General features: G+C 73.9%; 16 protein-coding genes. 7 read left to right on the top strand and 9 right to left on the bottom strand.

Going from position 1 to position 20,441, the window contains the following annotated elements; translation table 11 throughout:
- Positions 1-4: 4 nt before the first annotated feature.
- The gene (locus tag ACGFRF_RS21955; protein ID WP_393742347.1) at positions 5-2,287 is read right to left on the bottom strand and encodes a tetratricopeptide repeat protein; all 2,283 of its coding nucleotides are present in this window, start codon (positions 2,285-2,287) and stop codon (positions 5-7) included.
- Positions 2,288-2,456: 169 nt separating this feature from the next.
- The gene (locus ACGFRF_RS21950; protein ID WP_393742345.1) at positions 2,457-3,650 is read right to left on the bottom strand and encodes an MFS transporter; all 1,194 of its coding nucleotides are present in this window, start codon (positions 3,648-3,650) and stop codon (positions 2,457-2,459) included.
- 122 nt (positions 3,651-3,772) lie between these two features.
- On the opposite strand from ACGFRF_RS21950, the gene ACGFRF_RS21945 reads away from it, so the two are divergent.
- From ACGFRF_RS21945 to ACGFRF_RS21930, 4 genes are all read left to right on the top strand, one after another.
- The gene (locus ACGFRF_RS21945) at positions 3,773-4,285 is read left to right on the top strand and encodes a CGNR zinc finger domain-containing protein (RefSeq protein WP_393742692.1); all 513 of its coding nucleotides are present in this window, start codon (positions 3,773-3,775) and stop codon (positions 4,283-4,285) included.
- Between the two features lie 175 nt (positions 4,286-4,460).
- Positions 4,461-5,291 (top strand): tetratricopeptide repeat protein, encoded by an 831-nt coding sequence (locus ACGFRF_RS21940; RefSeq protein WP_393742343.1) that lies wholly within the window; start codon positions 4,461-4,463, stop codon positions 5,289-5,291.
- Between the two features lie 266 nt (positions 5,292-5,557).
- Entirely contained in the window at positions 5,558-6,409 is an 852-nt protein-coding gene (locus ACGFRF_RS21935) for a serine/threonine-protein kinase (RefSeq protein ID WP_393742341.1), read from the top strand.
- Between the two features lies 1 nt (position 6,410).
- A complete protein-coding gene (locus ACGFRF_RS21930) occupies positions 6,411-9,965 on the top strand; it encodes a protein kinase (protein WP_393742339.1) in 3,555 nt (1,184 codons plus the stop codon).
- On the opposite strand, the gene ACGFRF_RS21925 is transcribed toward ACGFRF_RS21930, so the two are convergent.
- The 3 genes from ACGFRF_RS21925 to ACGFRF_RS21915 form a co-directional block, all read right to left on the bottom strand.
- Complete coding sequence (locus ACGFRF_RS21925; RefSeq protein WP_393742337.1) at positions 9,962-10,741, bottom strand: hypothetical protein; 780 nt, start codon at positions 10,739-10,741, stop codon at positions 9,962-9,964. The genes ACGFRF_RS21930 and ACGFRF_RS21925 overlap by 4 nt on opposite strands.
- A gap of 209 nt (positions 10,742-10,950) precedes the next feature.
- A complete protein-coding gene (locus tag ACGFRF_RS21920; protein ID WP_393742335.1) occupies positions 10,951-11,694 on the bottom strand; it encodes an FAD binding domain-containing protein in 744 nt (247 codons plus the stop codon).
- 194 nt (positions 11,695-11,888) lie between these two features.
- A complete protein-coding gene (locus tag ACGFRF_RS21915; RefSeq protein ID WP_393742334.1) occupies positions 11,889-13,541 on the bottom strand; it encodes an MFS transporter in 1,653 nt (550 codons plus the stop codon).
- 194 nt (positions 13,542-13,735) lie between these two features.
- Here ACGFRF_RS21915 and cpt point away from each other — a divergent pair, with 194 nt between their 5' ends.
- Positions 13,736-14,257 (top strand): chloramphenicol phosphotransferase CPT, encoded by a 522-nt coding sequence (gene cpt, locus ACGFRF_RS21910; RefSeq protein WP_393742690.1) that lies wholly within the window; start codon positions 13,736-13,738, stop codon positions 14,255-14,257.
- A 52-nt stretch (positions 14,258-14,309) separates the two neighbouring features.
- On the opposite strand, the gene ACGFRF_RS21905 is transcribed toward cpt, so the two are convergent.
- The 4 genes from ACGFRF_RS21905 to ACGFRF_RS21890 all read right to left on the bottom strand — a co-directional run bounded on the left by ACGFRF_RS21905 (position 14,310) and on the right by ACGFRF_RS21890 (position 18,237).
- Positions 14,310-15,047 (bottom strand): YoaK family protein, encoded by a 738-nt coding sequence (locus ACGFRF_RS21905; protein ID WP_393742332.1) that lies wholly within the window; start codon positions 15,045-15,047, stop codon positions 14,310-14,312.
- Positions 15,028-15,549, bottom strand: coding sequence for a DoxX family protein (locus ACGFRF_RS21900; protein WP_393742330.1), 522 nt, complete (start codon positions 15,547-15,549; stop codon positions 15,028-15,030). The genes ACGFRF_RS21905 and ACGFRF_RS21900 overlap by 20 nt, the downstream gene beginning before the upstream one ends.
- Before the next feature lie 44 nt (positions 15,550-15,593).
- A complete protein-coding gene (locus ACGFRF_RS21895; protein WP_393742328.1) occupies positions 15,594-16,256 on the bottom strand; it encodes a hydrolase in 663 nt (220 codons plus the stop codon).
- Between the two features lie 94 nt (positions 16,257-16,350).
- Entirely contained in the window at positions 16,351-18,237 is a 1,887-nt protein-coding gene (locus ACGFRF_RS21890) for an amidohydrolase (protein WP_393742326.1), read from the bottom strand.
- Between the two features lie 312 nt (positions 18,238-18,549).
- Here ACGFRF_RS21890 and ACGFRF_RS21885 point away from each other — a divergent pair, with 312 nt between their 5' ends.
- Both ACGFRF_RS21885 and ACGFRF_RS21880 read left to right on the top strand, forming a co-directional pair.
- Positions 18,550-19,521 (top strand): alpha/beta hydrolase, encoded by a 972-nt coding sequence (locus ACGFRF_RS21885; RefSeq protein WP_393742324.1) that lies wholly within the window; start codon positions 18,550-18,552, stop codon positions 19,519-19,521.
- A gap of 20 nt (positions 19,522-19,541) precedes the next feature.
- Positions 19,542-20,261 (top strand): alpha/beta fold hydrolase, encoded by a 720-nt coding sequence (locus ACGFRF_RS21880; RefSeq protein ID WP_393742322.1) that lies wholly within the window; start codon positions 19,542-19,544, stop codon positions 20,259-20,261.
- Positions 20,262-20,441: the final 180 nt, after the last annotated feature.

Genomic DNA, 20,441 nt, shown 5'->3' with positions numbered 1-20,441 from the left:
GAGGTCAGTCCACGTCCAGACGGGCGAGGTGGGCGCGGGACCGTGCGACACATTCAGGGTCGGCGTCGGGGCCGAGCGCGACGCAGCGCGTGAACGCCTCGCGTGCCTCCGCCGGGCGCCCGGCCGCGAGGAGGGTCTCACCGAGCGCGATGAGGTAACGGCTCTCCAGGGCGGTGTTGCCCCGGGCGTGGCACAGGTCGACGGAGGTGCGCAGGTGATCGACCGCTTCTTCCCAGCGGCCCAGGCGCGCGTAGGTACGGCCGAGGCCCACGAGCACGCTGCCCCGGGTGAATTCGGCGATGTGCGGCTCTACGCGGTCACCGGCCTCTTCCAGCTCGTCCAGGGTCTCCTGGTAGGCGCCGACCGCTTCCTCGTGCAGCCCGGCCTTCTGCAGGTCGTAGGCGCGTTGGAGGAGGGCCTGGAGCACGCCGTGCGGCTCCCTCGCGGCACGGAACAGCGCGATGGACCGCTTGTTGTGGTCGGACGACAGGGCCGGCTCGCTCAGCAGACGGTAGGCCCAGCTGGCGTACTGAAGCGCCCATGCCTCCTGGACGGGGTCACCGGCGATGCGTGCGGCGGCGAGGGCCCGGGCGGAGTACTGGAGGCTGTCGCGTGGCCTGCCCTCGCACAGCAGCACGGCCCAGGCGTAGTAGTTCAGCTGGGTCGCTTCCAGCAGCGGGTCGCCGAGGGCCTCGGCGGAGCGGACAGCGGTGGCGAAGACCTCCGGCCAGTGGCCCCAGAAGATCCACTGGTCGGAGAACCAGTGCAGGGACTCGGCCACCTCGACCACGGTGGCGTGCTCGCCGTCCGCCGCGGCGGCACGCAGGGCGGCCAGCCAGTTCAGGCCCTCCGCCTGGAGCCATTCGCGGGCCTTCTCCGGGCTGGACAGGTCCACCGTCCCCGGCCAGGAGGGCGGCGGCGCGCCGTGACCGGGTTCGTACCACCGGCCGGCCACGACGGCGGTCTCGAGCAGCCAGCGGAACATCGACGTGCGGGCCCGCTCGGCGTCCTCGGGGCTCTCCTCGGCGATGAGCCGGGTGCGGGCGTACAGGGCGAGCAGGTCGTGGAGCCGGTAGCGGTCCCCGGCGGCGCCGAGCAGTCCGGCCTCGACCAGTTCCTCCAGGGTGTCCTCGGCGTCGAAGAGGTCCTGGCCGGTGAGCCGGGCGGCGCAGGCGGCGCTCGCGTCCGGGCCGGGGACCAGGGACAGGCGCCGGAACAGGCGGGCGGCCGCGGGTGTGAGCTGGCGGTACGACAGGTCGAAGGCGCCGGCCACCCGCAGGTCGCCGGCGGTCAGCGCGTCCAGCCGCCGTTCCTCCCGGGCCAGCCGGTCCGCCAGCCGGCGCAGGCTCCAGCCGGTACGGGTGGCCAGCCAGTTGCCCGCCACCCTGAGGGCGAGCGGCAGGTGTCCGCAGAGTCCGGCGACCTCGGTGAGGGCTTCCGGGTCGGCCGCCGCGCGTTCCTCGCCGACGAGGGAGGTCAGGAAGGCGGCGGACTCGGCGGGGCCGAGCCGGCCGAGTGGCAGCCGGTGCACGTTCTCCAGTCCGGTCAGCATGCGCCGGCTGGTCACCAGCGCCCACGTCCACCCCGTGCCCGGCAGCAGCGGCCGTACCTGGGCCTCGTCGCGGGCGTTGTCCAGCACCAGCAGGCAGCGGCGGTCGGCGAGCACCTGCCGGTAGAGGGCCGGATGGGCCTGCGCGCCGGCCTTCGCGAGGTCCCGGTCGGGTACGCCGAGCGCCTTGAGCACGCCGACCATCAGTTCGGCCGGGCCGGGCGGGGCGTCGTCCGTGCCGCGCAGGTCCACCATGAGCTGCCCGTCGGGGAAGCGGTCGGCGAGCCGGCGGGCGGCCCGCAGCGCGAGGGTCGTCTTGCCCATGCCGGGTGCGCCGGAGACGGCGACCACGACGGGCTGCCGCGCCGTGCCGTCGGCCCCGTCCGTGATGTCTCCCGGGGATTCGGCGAGCCGGGTCAGGCGCAGCAGTTCCTCCTCGCGGCCGACGAAGTCGTCGATGCCGCGTGGGAAGGAGCGCACACCGACGGGGTGGTACTCCGGGCTGCGCCCGGTACGGGCGGCCGCGAGCAGGCGTTCCCGGTCGGTGTCGTCGAGTCCCAGACCGTCCGCGAGCGCGGCCACGGTACGGCGTTGCGGGGCCGCCCGTCGTTTGCGTTCCAGGTCGCCGATGCCGCGGACGCTCACCCCGGATGCCTCGGCCAGCCCTTCGATGGTCAGCGACTTGGCCAACCGCAGTTCCCTCAGCAGCGTCCCGAACGTCCCGTCTTGTGCGGACATTCCCACCCCTTCCCCCGTCGTGTTACTTGAACATTCTATGAGGTGAGAGCCGGAGTCGATCAAAAAAACGAGACGGCGACGCTCGCCGCGGACGCCGCAGGCTGCCACGTCATGCCCCGGGAAAGGCAGTTGACGGCTGCAAGTCCACCGAAAATCGGCATGCCGTCGCCTAGGGCCTCGCCTCGGCGGCGCCCGGTTCCCGGGTGCCCGGACGGTGGGCCGGCGGGAGGGCGACGTACGCCACAGCCGCAAGGGTGGCCACGCCCGCCGCCAGCAGCAGAGTGCCCGGCAGGGACCAGGCCACGAGCGGTCCGGCGAGCGCCGCTCCGGACGCGAACCCGGTGATCTTCACGCTGGCGCCGGTGGTGAAGATCTGGCCGCGCACGTGCTCCGGGGCCTCCCGGTGACGCACCGCGAACAGGGCGGTGAGCTGTGGACCTTCACCTGTTCCGGCCACCAGCAGGGCCAGCACGAGCGCGGCCGGCCGGCCCAGCGCCGCCAGGGTGAACGCGCCGGCCTGGACCAGGGCGCCGGCCCAGACGATCGTGTCCGGGGCGACCGCCCGCGGGAACCGCGCGAGGACGGCGTTGGCGGCCAGGGCGGCGATGGCCGTGCAGGAGAGCAGCAGCGCCCCGCGGCCGGCTCCGCCGAGGGTGCGCTCGCCCAGGACCGGGAGGCAGGCCGCCAGCATGCCCTGAGCGGCACAGCACCCGACGGAGGTCAGGGTCGCCCGGGCCAGGCACCGGTTCTCGGCGATGACGCGCATCCCGGCGGTGAGGTCGCTCGCCAGCGAGCCTGCCCGCATGTCGCGGGCCGGGCCGGGACGGGCGGGCAGGCTCCACGCGGCGGGCGCGGCGGCGCCGATGAGCAGCGCGGCGCCCACCACGGCCGCCGGCGCCCCCAGCACCTGTGCCGCGCCGCCGGCGAGAACCGGGCCGGCCAGGCTCGCCACGGCGAAGGTCATGGCGTCGAGCGCGTTCGCCCGAGGCAGCCGGTCGCCGGCCACCACGCGGGACAGCTGTCCCGTCCAGCCGCCCGAGAGCGCCGGTCCGAGCAGTCCGGTCACCACCGCGATCAGGACCGTGACGGCGAACGGAAGCCGGCCGAGCCCCACCAGGATCACCGCCAGTCCCGTCCCGTACATGACGAGGGCTCCCGCCAGCAGGCGCCCGGGCCGCTTGCGCCGGTCGAGCAGGGCCCCGAGCACCGGTCCCCCCGCCGCCGCGGCCACCGTGATCCCGGCGAGCAGCGACGAGGCTTGCGCGGCCGACCCGGCGAGGGCGAAGCCGGCCAGCGTCAGTGCCGGACCGGACATCTCGTCCCCGGCCCGGGCAGCGAGCGCTCCCGTGAGATAAGAGCCCATGGAGTAACGCCTTTTCACCCGCGAGACGTTACGAAAGTAACTCAAAACTTCGCAATAGGCGTTACATTGCGCAGGTGCCCCACATCCATGACGACTGGTCCACCCGGCACTCCGTGCCGACCATGGCCCGACGCACCGCCGCCCTCGTCAACGCTCTCGCCGGAGACCGCCCCGACCCCGGCGAAGTCGCCGCGGTGCTGCGCGCGTACGGCGAGACGGACCCCGTCGGCCTCACCTCCCGTGAGGTCGCACGGATGCGCGCGGCCGCCGACCTGCTGCGGGAGGTCTTCTCCGCCGAGCACACCGACGACGCCGCCGCCGTCCTCAACCGCCTCCTGCGGGAGCACACCGGTCCGGTCCGGCTGACCTCGCACGGTGGCAGCACCCCGTGGCATCCCCACCTCGACCACGACGACGACGCGCCCTGGGACGCGTGGTTCCTCGCCTCGTCCTGCATGGCCCTGACCGTCCTGCTCTGGGACCGCCAACTCCCGCCCGGCAGGATCTGCGCGTCGGCCGGCTGCCGGGACGTCTTCATCACCCAGGGCCGCGGCCCCGAACGGCGTTACTGCTCCCGCCGCTGCGCGACCCGCGAACGGGTCGCGGCGCATCGGCGCGCCCGCGAAGCCCGGTGAGGGCCGCACGACGTCCGGCAGCACGGTTGCGCCCTTCTCTCCGGACACGTCGCGGACGCGCGGGGAGCAACCGTCATCGCCTCCCTCCGGTCGGCGCAGGGCGGGACCCCGGCGGGTCTGGAGGTGGACGCCGGCCCACCGGCCGTTGCTCGTGCCGCGTCCGTATGCTCCGGGCATGAAACTTTTCCGGTCGCGCGGCCGACGCGACGTCGGGCAGACGGCGCCGTCCCCGTTGGCCCAGGCCATGGTTCTGTATCGGGCCGGGCGTCATGCCGAGGCGGAGGCCGAGGCGCGTGCGGTGGCCGCCGCCCGGTCCCGGCTGCCCGACGACCCGCAGGCGGCGCTGGCGCTGAGCATCGCCGCGCTCGCGACGGGTGCCCAGGGCCGCCACGACGAGGCCGTCGCCGCGTACGACGGACTGCTGCCAGTGTTCGGCAGGGTCTTCGGCGCCGAACACCCGCAGACCCTGAAGCTGCGCTCGGACCGCGCCCAGGCGCTGAGCGCGGTCGCCCGGCACGCCGAATGCGAGGCGGAGTGCGCGGCCGTGGCGCGGATCGCCGCCCGCGGCACGGGACCGCAGGCACCGCTCCTGGCGGCGGCCGCCCGCAACGGACAGATCTTCGCCCTGAACGCGCGGGGTCGTCACGCCGAGGCCGAGACGCTCGCCCGTGAAGCCCTGGCCGCCCACCGCGAACAGGACCGGTTCGCCCTCGTCCTGCGGCTCGGCCTGGCCCGCAGCCTGAGCGGCCAGGGCCGGTACGAGGAGGCTCTCGCCGAGGCCGAGCGCGCCGACGGGCTGCGCCGCGGCCTGCCCGAGGATCAGCGCCGCCCGGAGACCGGCGCCGTCGAGTTGGCCGTGGCCACCGCTCTCCTGGGGCTGGACCGTGCCGCCGAGGCCCGCGCCCTGGCCGTGACCGCCCACGACTCCTGCCGGACCGTCTTCGGCCCGGCCCATCGCCGCACCGTCGAAGCCCAGGGGCTGCTCGACCGCATCGACGGCGGCTGACCGGGCCGACCGCACCGGCAACGGCACCAGCACCAGCACCAGCACCAGCACCGAGTGAGCCCCTGGAGCCGTCGGCTTGCCCTCACTCACAAGAGGGATCGTCACGGTGAGCCTTCGCCACGCCGGCGGCCTCGTCGGCCCCGTGTGCCGCACGAGACGGCGTGCGCGGGGCTGTGCGGCGGGGCGATGCGCCCGAACTCACCCGTGAGTAGCCTGAGTTCACCAGCCCGGCCGATGAGGGACGGGCACACGGGGAGGGGTGCCGGGTGCGGTTCGGGGCGTGGGTCGTGGAGGAAGAGCTGGGGCGCGGTGGCATGGGCGTGGTCTACGCGGCCGTGCACACGGAAAGCGGCGAGCGCCACGCGTTGAAGGTCATCCACGCGCCCGCGGGGGCCGACCAGGAGGTGGCCCGTTTCTCCCGTGAGGTACGCGTCTGCATGGCGCTGCGTCATCCGCACGTGGTGCGCGTGGTGGGGGTGGAGCGCACGGGGCCGGGGGACGGCGCCGCACCGGCGGAGGACGAACCCTGCTTCCTCGTCATGGAGTTGTGCGAGGGCGGCAGCCTCGCCGACCGGGTGCGGCGGGACGGACCGCTGCCCGTGCGTGAGGCCCTGGACCTCTTCGACGGTGTTCTCGCCGGGCTCGGCCGCATCCACCAGGAGCACGGCTTCGTCCATCGCGACATCAAGCCGCACAACATCCTGCTGGCGTCCGGTCCCGACGGGCGGACCACGGCCAAGCTCGCCGATTTCGGCCTGGCCAAGGCGTACGACAGCGCGGGTCTGAGCGGGCTGACCCGCACCGGCGCGGTCATGGGCACTCCGGCCTTCATGCCGAGGGCTCAGCTGATCAACTACAAGTACGCGACGCCCGAGGTCGACGTGTGGTCCACCGCCGCCTCGCTCTACCACGTCCTCACCGGCGCCACGCCGCGTGATCTCCCACCGGGCTGGGACCCCTGGCTGGCCGTGGCCACCAGTCCCGTCGTGCCCGTCGGCAAGCGGGGGGTGAAGCTGCCGCGGACGGTGTGCGAGGTCCTCGACCACGCGCTCAGTGAGGAACCCGACGGAGGTTTCCGGACCGCCGAGGCGCTGCGCGCCGCACTCAAGGGGAGCTGAGATGGAAGCGGGCAGCACCTTCCTGGCGGAGTTCACGGTGGAACGGCCGCTGGGCAGCGGGGGGTTCGCCGGTGTCGTACTGGTCCGTTCGCGCCGTACCGGCGAACGGTACGCGGTCAAGCGTCTGCACAGCGCCGATCCGGCGCACCAGGGCAGACTCCTCGCGGAGGTGCAGCGCTGGATCGACCTGCCTGCCCACCCGCACATCTCGCCCTGCCGGTTCGCCCGCAGTCTCGGCGACGAGGTCGCCGTCTTCAGCGAGTACGCTCCCGGCGGCTCGCTGGCCGACCGGCTGCGCTCCGGCGCGCTGCACGAGGGCGGTGAACGTGCCGCGCTGCGTCGTGTGCTGACGGCAGCGGCCCAGTCCGCGTGGGGACTCGCGGCCGCGCACGAGGGCGGGCTGCTGCACCTGGACGTCAAGCCGGCCAACCTGCTGGTCGACGGGCACGGCACGGTACGGCTGACCGACTTCGGACTGGCCGCGGCGCCGGCCTGGGGCGAGGAGCAGCGCCTGCAACTCGAGGCGGTGGTCCAGTACGTCACCGCCCTGCCGGGTACCGGCGAAGCGGACCGCGAGCTGATGCGGAGCATCCTGCGTCAGGAGCTGCACCCGTCGCGTCCCGGTTCCAAGGCCTCCCTCCAGGTCTCCGGCGCCGCCGCCGGCACACCCGCGTACGCGTCGCCCGAACAGGCCGAGGGACGGCGGGTCGGCGTCCCGGCGGATGTGTGGAGCTGGGCGGTGACCGTCCTGGAACTCCTGGTGGGCGAGCGCACCTGGCCGTCGGGGACGGTGGCGGGCCTGGTGCTGCAGGCCGCCCGGACCCGGCCCCTGACGCCGCGGTCGCTGCGGGTGCCGCCCGCGCTGGCCGACCTGCTGGAGCGCTGCTTCCGCAAGGAACCCGCCGAACGCCCGCACCCCCTCGGGGAGATCGCCGATTCCGTCCTGCGGATCGCGGAGGAGGAAACCGGCGAGCCCCTCGCGGTGGGCCGCCCTCCCCAGGCCTCGACCGCCGCGGGCGGGAGGGAGGCGCGGTACGAGCGGCGCGCCCCCGGCGGCGGAACGTGGAGCGACCCGCGCGGCCTGCTGCACTACGCCTACCGCGCCGCGGGCCTCGACGAGCGGGCGGCCGTGGACTTCTGGCCGCTCGACGTGGGCGGACCGCGCGCCCAGCTGCTCGGCGACCTGCGCGCCCTGCGGGAAGCCCGGCGCGTGCTCGACGGCCTGCCCGGGCAACGGCGGGACGCTGCGGAGACGGTGTACGCGCGCGGCCGGTGCGTGGCGGAGACGGGCCGGGTGCTCGAAGCGCTCGGCGACACCGACGGTGCCCTCGCGCACTACCGGACGGCCGCCGACCTCGTCGGCCCCCTGGGCGACGATCACGGCCGTCTGCTGTCGGTCGTCCTCGGCTCGCTGTGCCGCCTCCAGCGCCGCACCGGCGACCTGGCCGCCGCCCTCGACACCGCCGAGCGCGCCGTGGCCCTGGCCCGGAGCCTGCCGGGCGGGCCGCAGGACCGCAACGCCCTGGGCCACGCCCTGCTGCTGGAGGCGACCGTCCTCAGCGACAGGGCCGGCCGGGGCGCCAGGCGGCTACAAGGGGCCCTGGCGGCGCGGGCGGTCGAGCTGTACGAGGCCTCCGCCGAGGAGTTCGCCAGGTCCGACGACCCGCTCGACGTCGTACCCACCCTGATGAACCTCGCCGCCCTGGAGGGGGCGCGCAGCAACGAGCTGCGCGCCGCCGAGCTGTGGCGGAGGGTCGACACACTCCTGGACGAGCGTCTCGACCGGGCGCCGGCGGACCGGCACGCGCGCGAGCTGCGTGCGGCCGTCTTCGTCCAGCAGGCGCGGGGAGGGGCCTCGGGGCATGCGGCCGCCGCGGTCGAGGTGCTCACCCCCATGGTGCGGGACGAGGGCATGCACCAACTGGCCGGACGCCTGGGCGAGGCGCTGATCCTGCGCGGGCGGGACGAGGAGGCGGCCGGCCGGGTGCATGCCGCGCGCGACAGTTACGCCGAAGCGGTGCGCCACCTGGAGCAGGCCGTGCTGCTGGCCGGCGACGCCGCCGACGCGGACCACCTGGCCCGCGCCCATGACACCCTGGCCCAGTTGGTGGGGGTCCTGGAGGATCCGGTGCGCGGGCTGGAACACGCGCGCACCTCGCTCGACCTGTGGCGCCGACTCACCGCGCTGGACGGTCTGGCCGTCTGGGGCCACAGGTTCGTCCACGCGCTGACCAAGCTCGCCCTCGTCGCGCTCGACGCCGATGCGCCGGAGGAGGCCGAGCGCTGTCTCACCGAGGCGCTGGAGGTCCTCGCCGCGCCGGAGTACGCCGACAACGCGCCCGTGCCCGACCCGGACGCGGCGGCCGTCCACCGCTTCCGGGCGGTGTGGCTGCGGCGCACCGGCCGGGCGCAGGAAGCGCTGGAAGCCTGCGGCCGGGCCCTCGAGTGCCTGGGCGCTTCCGGTGACACGGCGGGCGGGGCGGACGACGCCGACCCGGCCCTGCGACCGGCGACGGCCGACATGTACGTGCTGACCCTGGAGACGCTGGCCGCGGCGTACGGCGACCTCGGGGCGTACGAGCCGGCCCTGCGGGCACAGGAGGCGGCGCACGCCGCGCTCGGCCGGTCGGCCGGCGCCGACGCCGACGCCGCGTCGGCGGAGCCGGCGCAGAGCGCCCAGCGTCTGGCCAACTCGCTCCTGCTGTACGGCCTGCACGCGGAGGCGGCCCGGGCCGCGCGCGGTGCCGTCGACCAGTACACGGCGCTGATCGCCCAGGGCCGGGGCGACCTCGCCGCGGAAGCCTCCCGGGTGACCGGCGTGCTCGCGACCGCCCTGCTCTGTCTCGGCGACCTCGAAGGGGCCGAGCGCGCCCTGGAGCAGACGCTGTCCCGGCACGGCCGTCTGGCCACCGACGATCCGGCCCTCGGCCGCGCCGTCCGCTTCGCCGACCGCTGGCTGCCCGACTCGTCGGAGCCCGCCCACCGCAGGGGCCCCGACCTGCACGCCTTCATGTTCGAGGCACTGCGCGAGCAGCAGCGGGAGCTGCGCGCGCTGCTCGCCGTCACGTCCGCCGGTCTGCCCGCGCAACTCGCCGCGCTCGAGCGCGAGATGGGCTCGGCGTCCGAGATCGGGGCCCAGGCTTCGCCACGCGACGCCTCCGTGCTGCTCGACCAGGTCGTGGGCAAGCTCGTCTGGCTCAGCACCAGGCATCCCGGTGCGAGCGTCGAGCACCTGTGCGGGGAGGCGGCTCTCCGGCTCGGTGCCTTCGCCATGAGGTGCGGTCGCGACGCGGCCGCCATGAGCGGTTTCGGCAGGGGGATCGCCGCCTTTCGCACCCTGGTCGTGGAGTACGGGCGGCGCGATCTCGTCGACCGGTACCTGCGGGCGCTGTCCGCACCGGTCCTGCTGCACGGCACGCGCGGGGACACGGCGTCGGTGCGTGCCGCGCTGCGTGAACTCGAGGCGCAGGCGCGGCTCCACGACCGCCGCAACGCCGCCCGCCGGGTCGAGCACGCTCGCGCCGACCTCGCGAAACTCGGCGTGCGCCTCTCTTAGGAGGCGGTGGCCCGCAGCCACAGCGGGGCGCCCACGAGGATGCGCCGGGTGCCGTTCAGTTCCGGCTCGTGCCGGAAGTCCCAGCGGTCCGGGGTGAGCGTGACGTCCTTGTAGACGACGGCCGCGTACTGACAGCACTCGATGCCCGCGACGGTGTAGGCGCGGGTCTCGGGGCGGCCCGGATGCCCGGACGAGGCGGTGTGTGTGCCTTGGTACAGCGCGGCTTTCAGCGCCTCGACGGCGACGGACTCGTCGTCGTAGGAACGGGGGATCCTCGCTCCCCGGGTGGCGACGAGTTGCTGGACGGCGGGAGCGGCGGACGACGTCCACCCGGTGGCCTGGTCCTGCGGCGCTGTGTACCCCGTCAGGTTGCCGAGGCTGCCGAACAGGCACAGGTCCACTCGGTGCCCGCGCCTGCTGTGCGTGCGGACATGCACCAGACACGACTCCTGATGCGGGCCGTCCTCCGTGGCGGGACCCCACCGCTGGAACTCGGTGATGTCGGCCCGTCCGCGGCCCTGCACGAGATGGAGGGGTCCGGGGGTGTCGAGGTCGGAGACAAGTGCGTCGCCCAGCTTCTTCGAGACCTTCTTCATGATCTCGAAGCGGGTCACCTTGCCGCGTTCGTGACCGCTCAGTTCGACTCCCGCACCACCGGCACCGACCTTGACGACCGACTTGAGGCGGGGACCGACACGGATGCCGTTGGAATCGATCACCTCCTCGACGAGTCGCTCGGACCAGTACACGATCCTGCCCGCCGGCGTTCTGGGCATCGCTCGACCTCCGCGCAGCTCCGGCCCGCCACGAAGGAGAGGCCGCCGGTACAGGAAGACGATCGGTGCGCGGCTGAAGTTCCCGCCGGGGCGCCGAGCGGTCCCCGCCCGACCCGCGTCCTGTCCCGACCGGGAAACGGATACGCCCGCACCGGCAACGCCGTGACCAGTCAGACGCGCAAGGCCCTGTACGACAAGGCCCGGACGTCCTAGCCGGGCAGCCGGGGGCTGTCCTGGTTGCCGCGCCCTTCCAGAAGGCCGGTGACCTGAGGGGCGACGACCTCCCACGCGGCGTCCGGCAGGTCACCGAGCGCCGTCCCGCGCAACGCGTGAAGGGCCTGTTCGGTGCCGGTGTCACCAGTGGTGGCGCCGCTGACCACGTCGTAGCCGTCGCGGACGGCGACCAGGAGGCGGCTGCCCGCGCCGTCACCGGCATGCAGCGCCGAGGCGACGACGAGCGGCGGCGCCCCGCCCGCCTCGGCCGGCAGCTTGCGGTACGCGGAGGCGATCGGCGCACGCCACTGGAGGCTGAGCAGCGCGGGGCGCTTGGCCACCACTTCGGCCAGGTCCGTCTCGTGCACGCCGTCGGCGTCCAGCACCGTCGCCCGGGCGTCCAGGACCAGCGCCGCGGGCAGCAGACAGCGCAGTGTGCTGCCGACGAGGTTGCCACCGACCGTCGCCGTCCGCCGTACGGCGCCGGTGCCCACCGTGGCGGCCGCCAGGCGCAGGACGTCGGGCACCCGGTCGTCGATCCGGTGCAGGACCACGGCGGCGCCCACGGCCTCCCGCCCGATGACGTTGGCTGGCGGCAACTCACGCAGCGACACGGCCAGTTCGGGGAAGCCGTCGCGTTGCCAGGTGGCCCAGACGAGGGTCGCGCCGCCGATCGGCACAGCGCCAGCGGCCAGACACTCCTGCGCTTCGGACACGGATGTGGGCAGACGCAACAGCACAGCGGCCGACCTGCCTTCCTGAGGAGTTGGGGACGGGCGGACGAACCGTTGGCCACCGTCGCGCCGACAGTCGCAGTCTTCTCGCACCGGCGGGGGCGCGTCCAGGGCTCACGCGCGCACGCCGTGCGCCCTATGACCCTTGATGTACCGGGTGTGTCCCGTGAGGGCCGGGGCGGGGTGACGCACGGGCGGGCTCAGGGTGCCGCCGCCCGGTCGACGGAGTCCGGTACGAGCGGGCCGGCGGTGGAGTCGAAGGCGTGGGTCACCTCGGGCCGTGTGCCCGGGACGAGCAGTTCCCTGGCCCGCTCCTCGTCCCGGCGGTCGGTGCCGGTCAGGCGGGCGTGGTGCTGGGCGAGGTGGTCCGACCAGGAGGCGACCAGGTAGTTCTCGACGAAGCGTTCCGGGTCGCCGCCGTCCTGGTACAGCCCCCAGGTGAGCGCCCCCGTACGACGCCGGGAGCGGGCGACCCGGGTCATGCGGGCGGTGAACTCGGCGCGGTCCCGCGGTCCGACCCGGTAGACGACGGAGACCAGCACCGGACCGTCCGCCGCACCGGGCTCGAACAGCAGCGGAGGGGTGGGCCAGTGGTCGGACGGTGAAGGGTCGAGGCCCTCGGTGCCGTGCAGCGGCCGGCGGTGGCCGAGGGCCACGCCGACCAGCAGCGAGGCCCCGGCGATCAGCAGGGCGGCGGTGAGCCCGAGCCAGTCGGCCACCACGCCCCACAGCGGTGCGGCCAGGGCCTGTCCGCCCTGGAAGACCAGCAGGTAGACGGCGAGACCACGGGCCCTGACCCAGCCCGGCAGCCGCGTCTGCACGGCCGCGTTGAGGGTGGACAGCACGCCGATCCAGGCGACCCCGGCGGGCAGCAGCACCAGCACCACCAGCCACGGCACCCGGACCGTGGCCAGCACCGCCAGGACGCCGGCGAAGACCAGCGCACCGGCGGTGAGCGTGCCGCCGGCACCGAGCGCGCGGCGGGCGCGGGGCAGCACGAACGCCCCGGCCACGGCTCCCGCTCCCACCGCCGCCAGCAGCAGCCCGTACCCGCCCGAGCCGAGGCCGAGGAAGCGGTACGCGCTCAGCGGCAGCAGCGACCACAGGGCGGCGCCGCCGGGGACGAACAGCAGCGTGCGCAGCAGCACGCGGCGTACGCCGGGCGCGTTCCACACATAGCGGCGGCCTGCGTACAGCGCGGCCAGCAAGGGTTCGTCGCCGACGCCGGCGGGCCTCGAGGAGGGCGCGGGCCTCCACAGCAGCAGGACGGCGGCGATGCCGAGGTACGAGACCGCGTTGAAGGCGAACACCCAGCCCACGCCCGCCACCGCGACCACAGCCCCGCCGATCGCCGGTCCGACGGCCCGGGCCAGGTTCATGTTCACCGCGCCCAGTGCGGCCGCCTGCCCGAGCCGCCGCCGTTCCACCAGCTCCGGCTGGATCGCCTGCCAGGCCGGGCCCATCAGGGCGGTACCGCAGCCCAGCAGGAAGGTCAGGGCGAGCAGGAGCGTCGGCGTCAGCGCGCCGGTGAACGCCAGCACGGTCAGCACGGTGGAGACCGTGAGCATCGCGCCCTGCGCGGCGAGCAGCACCGAGCGGCGGTCGAAGCGGTCGGCGACCACGCCGGCGGGCAGGGCCAGCAGGACGACGGGCAGGCTGGACGCGGTCTGCACGAGCGTCAGCAGGGCCGCGTCGCTTCCGATCAGCAGCCACTGTGCGCCCACCGTCTGCATCCAGCTGCCGACGTTGGACACCAACTGGGCGATCCACAGCGCCCGGAACACGCGGGCCGCGAGGGGCGCCCAGGGGGACTCCGACGGGGTGGTCGGCGATGGTGAGGAGGCGGCGCTCATACCGGTCCAGGGGGGTGCGGGGGCGGGAGGCGGGTGCGTCCGCCGATGCTGACCGTAGGCGGGCGCGCACGCGGGAAGTTGACCGGGAGCGCACCGGTTGTGGCCCCACAGCGCCCGGGCACCAGTGCGGTGCCCGCCGAAACACGTTTCCCGCCGTCGGGGAGTCGGCCTACTGTGGCGGCGTGACGCCTCAGATGATCATTCTCAACGGTGGTTCCAGCTCCGGGAAGTCCGGGCTGGTGCGGTGCCTGCAGGCCGTACTGCCCGGTGCCTGGCTGGCGTTCGGGATCGACTCGCTCGTCGACGCGCTGCCGGTGAGGATGCGGACGGCGGACGAGGGCATCACGTTCGCGGACGACGGCGCGGTGAGCGTCGGAGCGGACTTCCGCGCCCTGGAGGCCGCCTGGGCCGAGGGCATCGCGGCCATGGTCCGGGCGGGCGCTCGGGTCATCGTCGACGACGTCTTCCTCGGTGGGGCGGCCTCCCAGGAGCGGTGGCGGAAGGCCGTGGGCCCACTGGCCGTCCTGTGGGTCGGCGTCAGGTGTGACGGCGCGGTCGCCGCCGGGCGTGAGATCGCGCGAGGGGACCGGCCCCAGGGCATGGCCGCGGCACAGGCGGACCTGGTGCACCGGGGAGTCGTCTACGACCTGGAGGTGGACACGACGCACACCGAGTCCCTGGTGTGCGCGCAGCTCATCGCCGACCGGGTCGGCTGACGACGGACCGGGGTGCGGCGGGACGGGCGCGGTGCCCGCATCCGCGCCGTCCTCAGGGGTGCGGACGCGCCCAGTCCGCGGCGCCGGCCGAGAGGCGGTGGGTGGTCACCGAGGTGAGCGCGAGGCACAGCAGGGCCAGGCCCAGCGTGAGGACCACGTGGCCGTGCAGGATCAGCAGGGCTCCGGCGAGGGCGCCGGTGAACATGGCGAGGACGGACAGGATCCGCCGTCCGGGACGAGGTGTCTCGCCGCCCGCCGCGGAGGAGTCCGCGGCCAGCCCGGTCAGCGTCAGGGTCAGCACGGTCGTGGTCAGGTCGGGCACGCCGAGGCGGCGGGCGACGGCGTTCTGCAGCCCCATGCCGAGGCCCAGGAACACGATCAGCGTGTACTGGACGCCGGTGGTGACGCGGCCCCCGGTCCAGGCGGCCACGGCCACCGTGACGGCGACCAGGACCGCCTGGACGCCGGTGGCCGTCCGGAGCAGGTGCCCGCGGTGCGCCGCGAACCGTGTGCCGAGCCGGCCTCCGGCGAGCGCCCCGGCGAGGAACGCCGCCAGCGACACGACGGAGGCGAGCGCGGACAGGTTGGCGGCGCCCGCCAGCGCGAACCCGAGGAAGACGACGTTGCCGGTCATGTTGGCGACGAAGACGTGCCCGAGCGCGAGATAACTGACCGCGTCGACCAGGCCGGTGACCACCGTCAGGGCCAGCATCAGCGGGGGCAGCGGACCGTGCCGGTCCCCCGCGGGCGGTACGAGCGTACGGGCCGCGTCAGTCAGTAGCCGGCGCATACGGCGTCCCTTCGGCCGGGGTGGACACACGGTGCAGCAGCGCCCGGGCGAGCAGGCCGCTCGTCGGGCCGATCACGATCGCCGCCAGGCCGATCCACACCGGCCGGCCGGTGATGCCCAGCGCCCCGTCGAGGGACCACCGGCCGGGCCCGGTGAGGGCCAGTGCCGCGCAGACGACGAGGACGAGCGGGTACTCGTAGCCGTCGTTCTGCACCCACAGCCCGTGGGAGCGTTTGACGGTGCCCGCGACCGTCATCACGCCCATGGCGGCCGTCGCCGCGAGGGGCGTGAGCAGCCCGGCGGTCAGGAACAGGCCGGCGCCGATCTGACTGGCTCCCGCGACGACGGCGGTGAGCCGGCCGCCGCGGAACCCGTCGTGGCGGAACTCCTCGGTGCCGCCCGCCAAGCCATGGCCTCCTAGGTGGAAGCTCACCTTCTGCACTCCGTGCCCGGCGATGAGCAGTCCCACCACCAGCCGGAGGACCAGCAGTCCCGTGTTCATCTTCTCCTGCCTGTTCCTGACGGGGTGTGCCGAGGTCAGCGGGCTCAGCCGGCCGCGTGCTCGCCGATGAAGGCCTGCGCGTAGACGAGGCCGAGGCCGTAGGTGCCGCCGTGCTCCTTCACCACGTCCGTCACCGGAACGTAGGTCTCCGAGCGGGCCCAGTCGCGCTGCAGCTCCAGCAGCACCTGCACCCAGGTGACCGGGACCGCGCCGGCCTGGATCATGCGCTGGACCGCGTGTTCGTGGGCCTGCGGGCTGACACCGCCGGAGGCGTCGGTGACGACGTACACCTCGTAGCCCTGGGAGAGGGCGGAGAGCGTGGGCAGGACGACGCACACCTCGGTCCACAGACCGGCTATCACGAGCTTCTGCCGGCCGGTGGCCTTGACCGCCTCGACGAACGCGGGGTCCTCCCAGGCGTTCATGGTGGTGCGGTCGATGATCTTCTGCTCGGGGAAGACGCCGGCGAGCTGCGGCATGATCGGCCCGGAGAAGGACTCGGCGGCCACGGTGCTCAGCACGACCGGCACGTCGAACACCTTGGCGGCCTTGGCCAGCCCCAGGGTGGAGTTGATGATCGCGGTGCGGTCGCCGCTGCCGGTGCCGAAGAACATCTGCGGCTGGTGGTCCACGAACAGCACGGCGCAGTTGGCCGGGGTGAGCAGGTCGGGGCTGGGAGCGGAGGTGACCTCGTTGACGTCGACCATGGCAGGGCCTTTCGGGTGAGTGAGTGGTCCGCGGGGCGGCACTGAGGAAGCAGGGGTGGGGCGGAGGGTCGCCGAGGGTGCTGGGGCAGGGGTCTCAGAGGACGAAGCAGGGGTCGAAGGGTGTGTCCGCGGCGTCCTCGATCAGGCCGCGCCGGACGCGCCAGGCCCGGTGCCGCTCCGACTCGGCGACGGCCTCACCGATCAGTTCGGCCTGGCGGACGCCCGCGGAGCGTGCGGCACCGGGCCGGGACGCCTGGTAGCCGCCGTAGTGCGCGACCGGGCTCCAGCCGGGGCTGACGGGCGGGAGTTCCTCGTCGAGGCCCTCGTACTCGGCGGCGCCGTACACGATCCGGCCGCCGGTGACGGTGAGCAGGGACTCGATGTGCGCGATGTCCGGCTCGGGCACGGTGAAGTAGTCGTCGGACAGCACCGCGAGGTCCGCGTAAGCGCCCGGGCGCAGCACGCCCTTGACCTCGTCCTCGCCGGTGAGGACGGCGCCGGCGCGGGTGAACATCTCCAACGCGGTCGTCCGGTCGACCCGGTTCGCCGGCGGGCGCAGCGGAAGGTCACCGACGGTACGGCCGCTGACCAGCCAGTGCAGGGCGACCCAGGGGTTGTAGGTGGAGACCCGGGTGGCGTCCGTGCCGGCGCCCACCGTCAGGCCGCGTTCCAGCATCGCGCGGATCGGCGGGGCGTCGGCGGCGGCTCCGGGGCCGTAGCGGCGCAGGAACGCCTCGCCCTGGAAGGAGAGCCGGTTCTGCACGGACATCGCGCCGCCGAGCGCGGCGATCCGGTCCAGGCTCGCCGGGGACACGGTCTCCGCGTGGTCGAACAGCCACCGGTTGCCGGCCGGGAAGAGCCCGTCCGCGGCCAGTTTCTCGAAGACGGCGAGATCCCGGTGGATGGTCTCGTCGTACGTGGCGTGCAGCCGGAAACCCCAGCCGTTCTCCATCAGCAGGCGTACCGCTTTCTCGAACTCGGTCTCGTAGCCGGGTGCGAGTTCGGGGCGCGGCTGGCCGAAGTTCTCGAAATCGGCGGCCGCCCAGGTGAGATTCTCGCCCGCGCCGTTGAGCCGTAGCCAGGCGTCGCCGTCCTCGGGACGGGCGATGTCGATCCAGCGGGCGAGGTCGGCCAGTTCCTGCCCGGCGGTCTGCGGGAAGAGGTGATAGGCGATCCGCAGTGACAGCTGGCCGGATTTGGCCAGTTCCCTCACGGTGCCGTAGTTCTCGGGAAAGTTCTGGAATCCGCCTGCCGCGTCGATGGCGGAGGTCAGTCCGAACCTGTTCAGTTCGCGCAGGAAATGCCGGGTGGAAATTCTCTGGTCCTCGCCCCGGAGTACCGGCGCTTTCGCCAGGGTCGAGTACAGGATCAGGGCGCTGGGCGCGGCCAGCAGCATGCCCGTGGGCTCCCCGTCCCGGCCGCGCACGATCTGCCCGCCCTTGGGATCGGGTGTGTCCCTGCCGTATCCGGCGGCCTTGAGTGCCGCGCGGTTGAGCACGGCCGACTGGTACAGGTGCAGGACGAAGACCGGCGTGTCCGGGGCGGCCGCGTTCAGCTCGGCCACGGTGGGCAGCCGCCGTTCGGCGAACTGCTCGGCCGACCAGCCGCCCACCACCCGCACCCACTGGCCCTTGGGAGTGCGTGCGGCCTGCTCGCGCAGCATGGCCAGGCCCTGGCGCAGCGTGGGGACGCCGTCCCAGCGCAGCTCGAGTACGTAGTTCAGGCCGCCGCGGATCACATGCAGATGGGCGTCGTTGAGCCCCGGAACCACCCGTCGGCCGAGGGCGTCCACCACCCGCGTGTCCGCGCCGACGTGCGGGGCGATGTCCTGGTCGTCGCCGACGACCGTGATGACCCCGTCCCGGACGGCGATCGCCCCGGCCTGCGGGCGGCCCGGGTCGCCCGTGTGGACCTTGGCGTTGCGGACGACCAGGTCCGCGGGATCGTCGGTGGCTCGGGGCACGAGTCCACCGGCCGGCATGGATGACACGTTTTCAGGACCCCTTCGGGACGAACGGAGAATGCACGGGCCGACGGCGGGCCGCTGTGCCGTCACGTTAGGTCCGGCGGTTTCCGTCGTGTTTCCTCTCCGCGCACCGGGTCGTTTCCCACAGTGCACCGGGTCTACGGCCCGGAGAATCCGTGCACTGCGGGTACACCGGCTGTACGCTCACGGGCAATTGCCCTGCGCTCGGCCGGTTTACGGTGGCGTTCAGCGGCGCCGGACCAGTCAGTGACAAGTCCGGCTCGTGTGCCGGATCTTCCGGCAGCCCAGGGAATACAAGGAGAATCGATGTCCGATGTCGTAGCGCCGGTGAGTCCGGTACTGGAATCCGCCGCAGCCGAGTTCGCGCAGGCGACCGCCAATCCGCCCTATCTGTTCGACCTGCCGCCGGCGGAGGGCCGTAAGGCGGTCGACGAGGTGCAGTCCGGCGACATCGAGAAGCCGGCCGTCGACGAGGAGTGGATCACCGTCTCGGGCGGCCCCACGGGCAGCGTCCGGGCGCGGATCGTCAAGCCGGCGGGCGCCACCGGCACCCTCCCCGTCATCCTCTACATCCACGGCGCCGGCTGGGTCTTCGGCAACGCCCACACCCACGACCGCCTCGTGCGCGAACTCGCCGTCGGCGCGGAGGCCGCGGTCGTCTTCCCCGAGTACGACCTCTCCCCCGAGGCCCGCTACCCGGTCGCCATCGAGCAGAACTACGCCGTCGCCCAGTGGGTCGTGGAGCAGGGTGCGGCCAAGGGCCTCGACGGCGCGCGGCTGGCCGTGGCCGGTGACTCCGTCGGCGGCAACATGACCGCCGCCCTCACCCTGATGGCCAAGGAGCGCGGCGGTCCTGCCCTGGTCCAGCAGGTGCTGTTCTACCCGGTCACGGACGCGAACTTCGACACGCCGTCCTACCACCAGTTCGCCACCGGCTACTTCCTGCGCCGCGACGGCATGCAGTGGTTCTGGGACCAGTACACGACCGACGAGGCCGAACGCGCCCAGATCACCGCGTCGCCGCTGCGCGCCACCACCGAGCAGCTCACGGGTCTGCCCCCGGCGCTGGTCATCACCGGTGAGGCCGACGTGCTGCGCGACGAGGGCGAGGCGTACGCCAACAAGCTGCGCGAGGCCGGTGTCCCCGTCACCGCGGTCCGTTTCCAGGGCATCATCCACGACTTCGTGATGCTCAACGCCCTGCGTGGCACCCACGCGGCCGGGGCGGCCATCGATCTGGCCGTCCGAACCCTGCACACCGCCCTGCACACGGCCTGAGCCCAGGAAACAGCACCCCTATGAGCACCTCCACTCCCACCGTCGTCCTCGTCCACGGCGCGTTCGCCGACGCCGCCGGCTGGTCCGGGGTCATCGAGGAGTTGCAGCGCGACGGCATCCCCGTCGTCGCGCCGCCCAACCCGCTGCGCGGCCTCACCTCCGACGCCGCCTACGTCGCCTCCGTGGCCGCCCAGATCGACGGCCCCGTCATCCTGGTCGGCCACTCCTACGGCGGTGCGCTCATCACGGTCGCCGGCACCACGGAGAACGTCGTCGGGCTCGTCTACGTGGCCGCCTACGCCCTGGAGGAGGGCGAGAGCCTCGGTGAGCTGCAGGGCCGCTTCCCCCTCTCGCCGCTCGTCAGCAACCTGAAGCAGTGGACGTACCCCGTCGCCGGCGGGCAGGACGCCGTCGAGGTCACCATCGCCGCGGACGCCTTCCCGTCGGTCTTCGCCGCCGACGTGGCCCCCGAGGTCACCAAGGTGCTCGCGGTGACGCAGCGGCCGCTCGCCGCCGCGGCCTTCGAGGAGACCGCCTCCGCCGCCGCGTGGCGGACGAAGCCGTCCTGGGCGCTGGTGGCCGGCGCGGACCAGGCCATCAACCCGGAGGTCGAGCGCTTCGGTGCGAAGCGGGCCGGGGCGACCGTCGTGGAGCTGGAGGGCGCGTCCCACGCGGTCGCCGTGTCCCGGCCCAAGGAGGTCGCCGACCTGATCCGGGACGCCGTCCGCGCGACCGTCTGACGACCCGTACGGAGCCCGGCTCGCCCTTCCGCCGGTGCGGGAGGGCGAGCCGGGCTCCGTGCGCGACTTCTCGAGGAAGTCCGTGTCCCACGCTCTGTCCACGGTGCCGCTCGCCGCCACCGAACGGGCGGAGCGCCGGCACGACGCGGTGGCCCGCTCGACGTCGCCTCCCTGGAGACG

This window comes from Streptomyces sp. NPDC048521, assembly GCF_043199855.1.
Lineage (GTDB): Bacteria > Actinomycetota > Actinomycetes > Streptomycetales > Streptomycetaceae > Streptomyces.
This window is presented reverse-complemented; position numbering and strand designations above follow the sequence as displayed.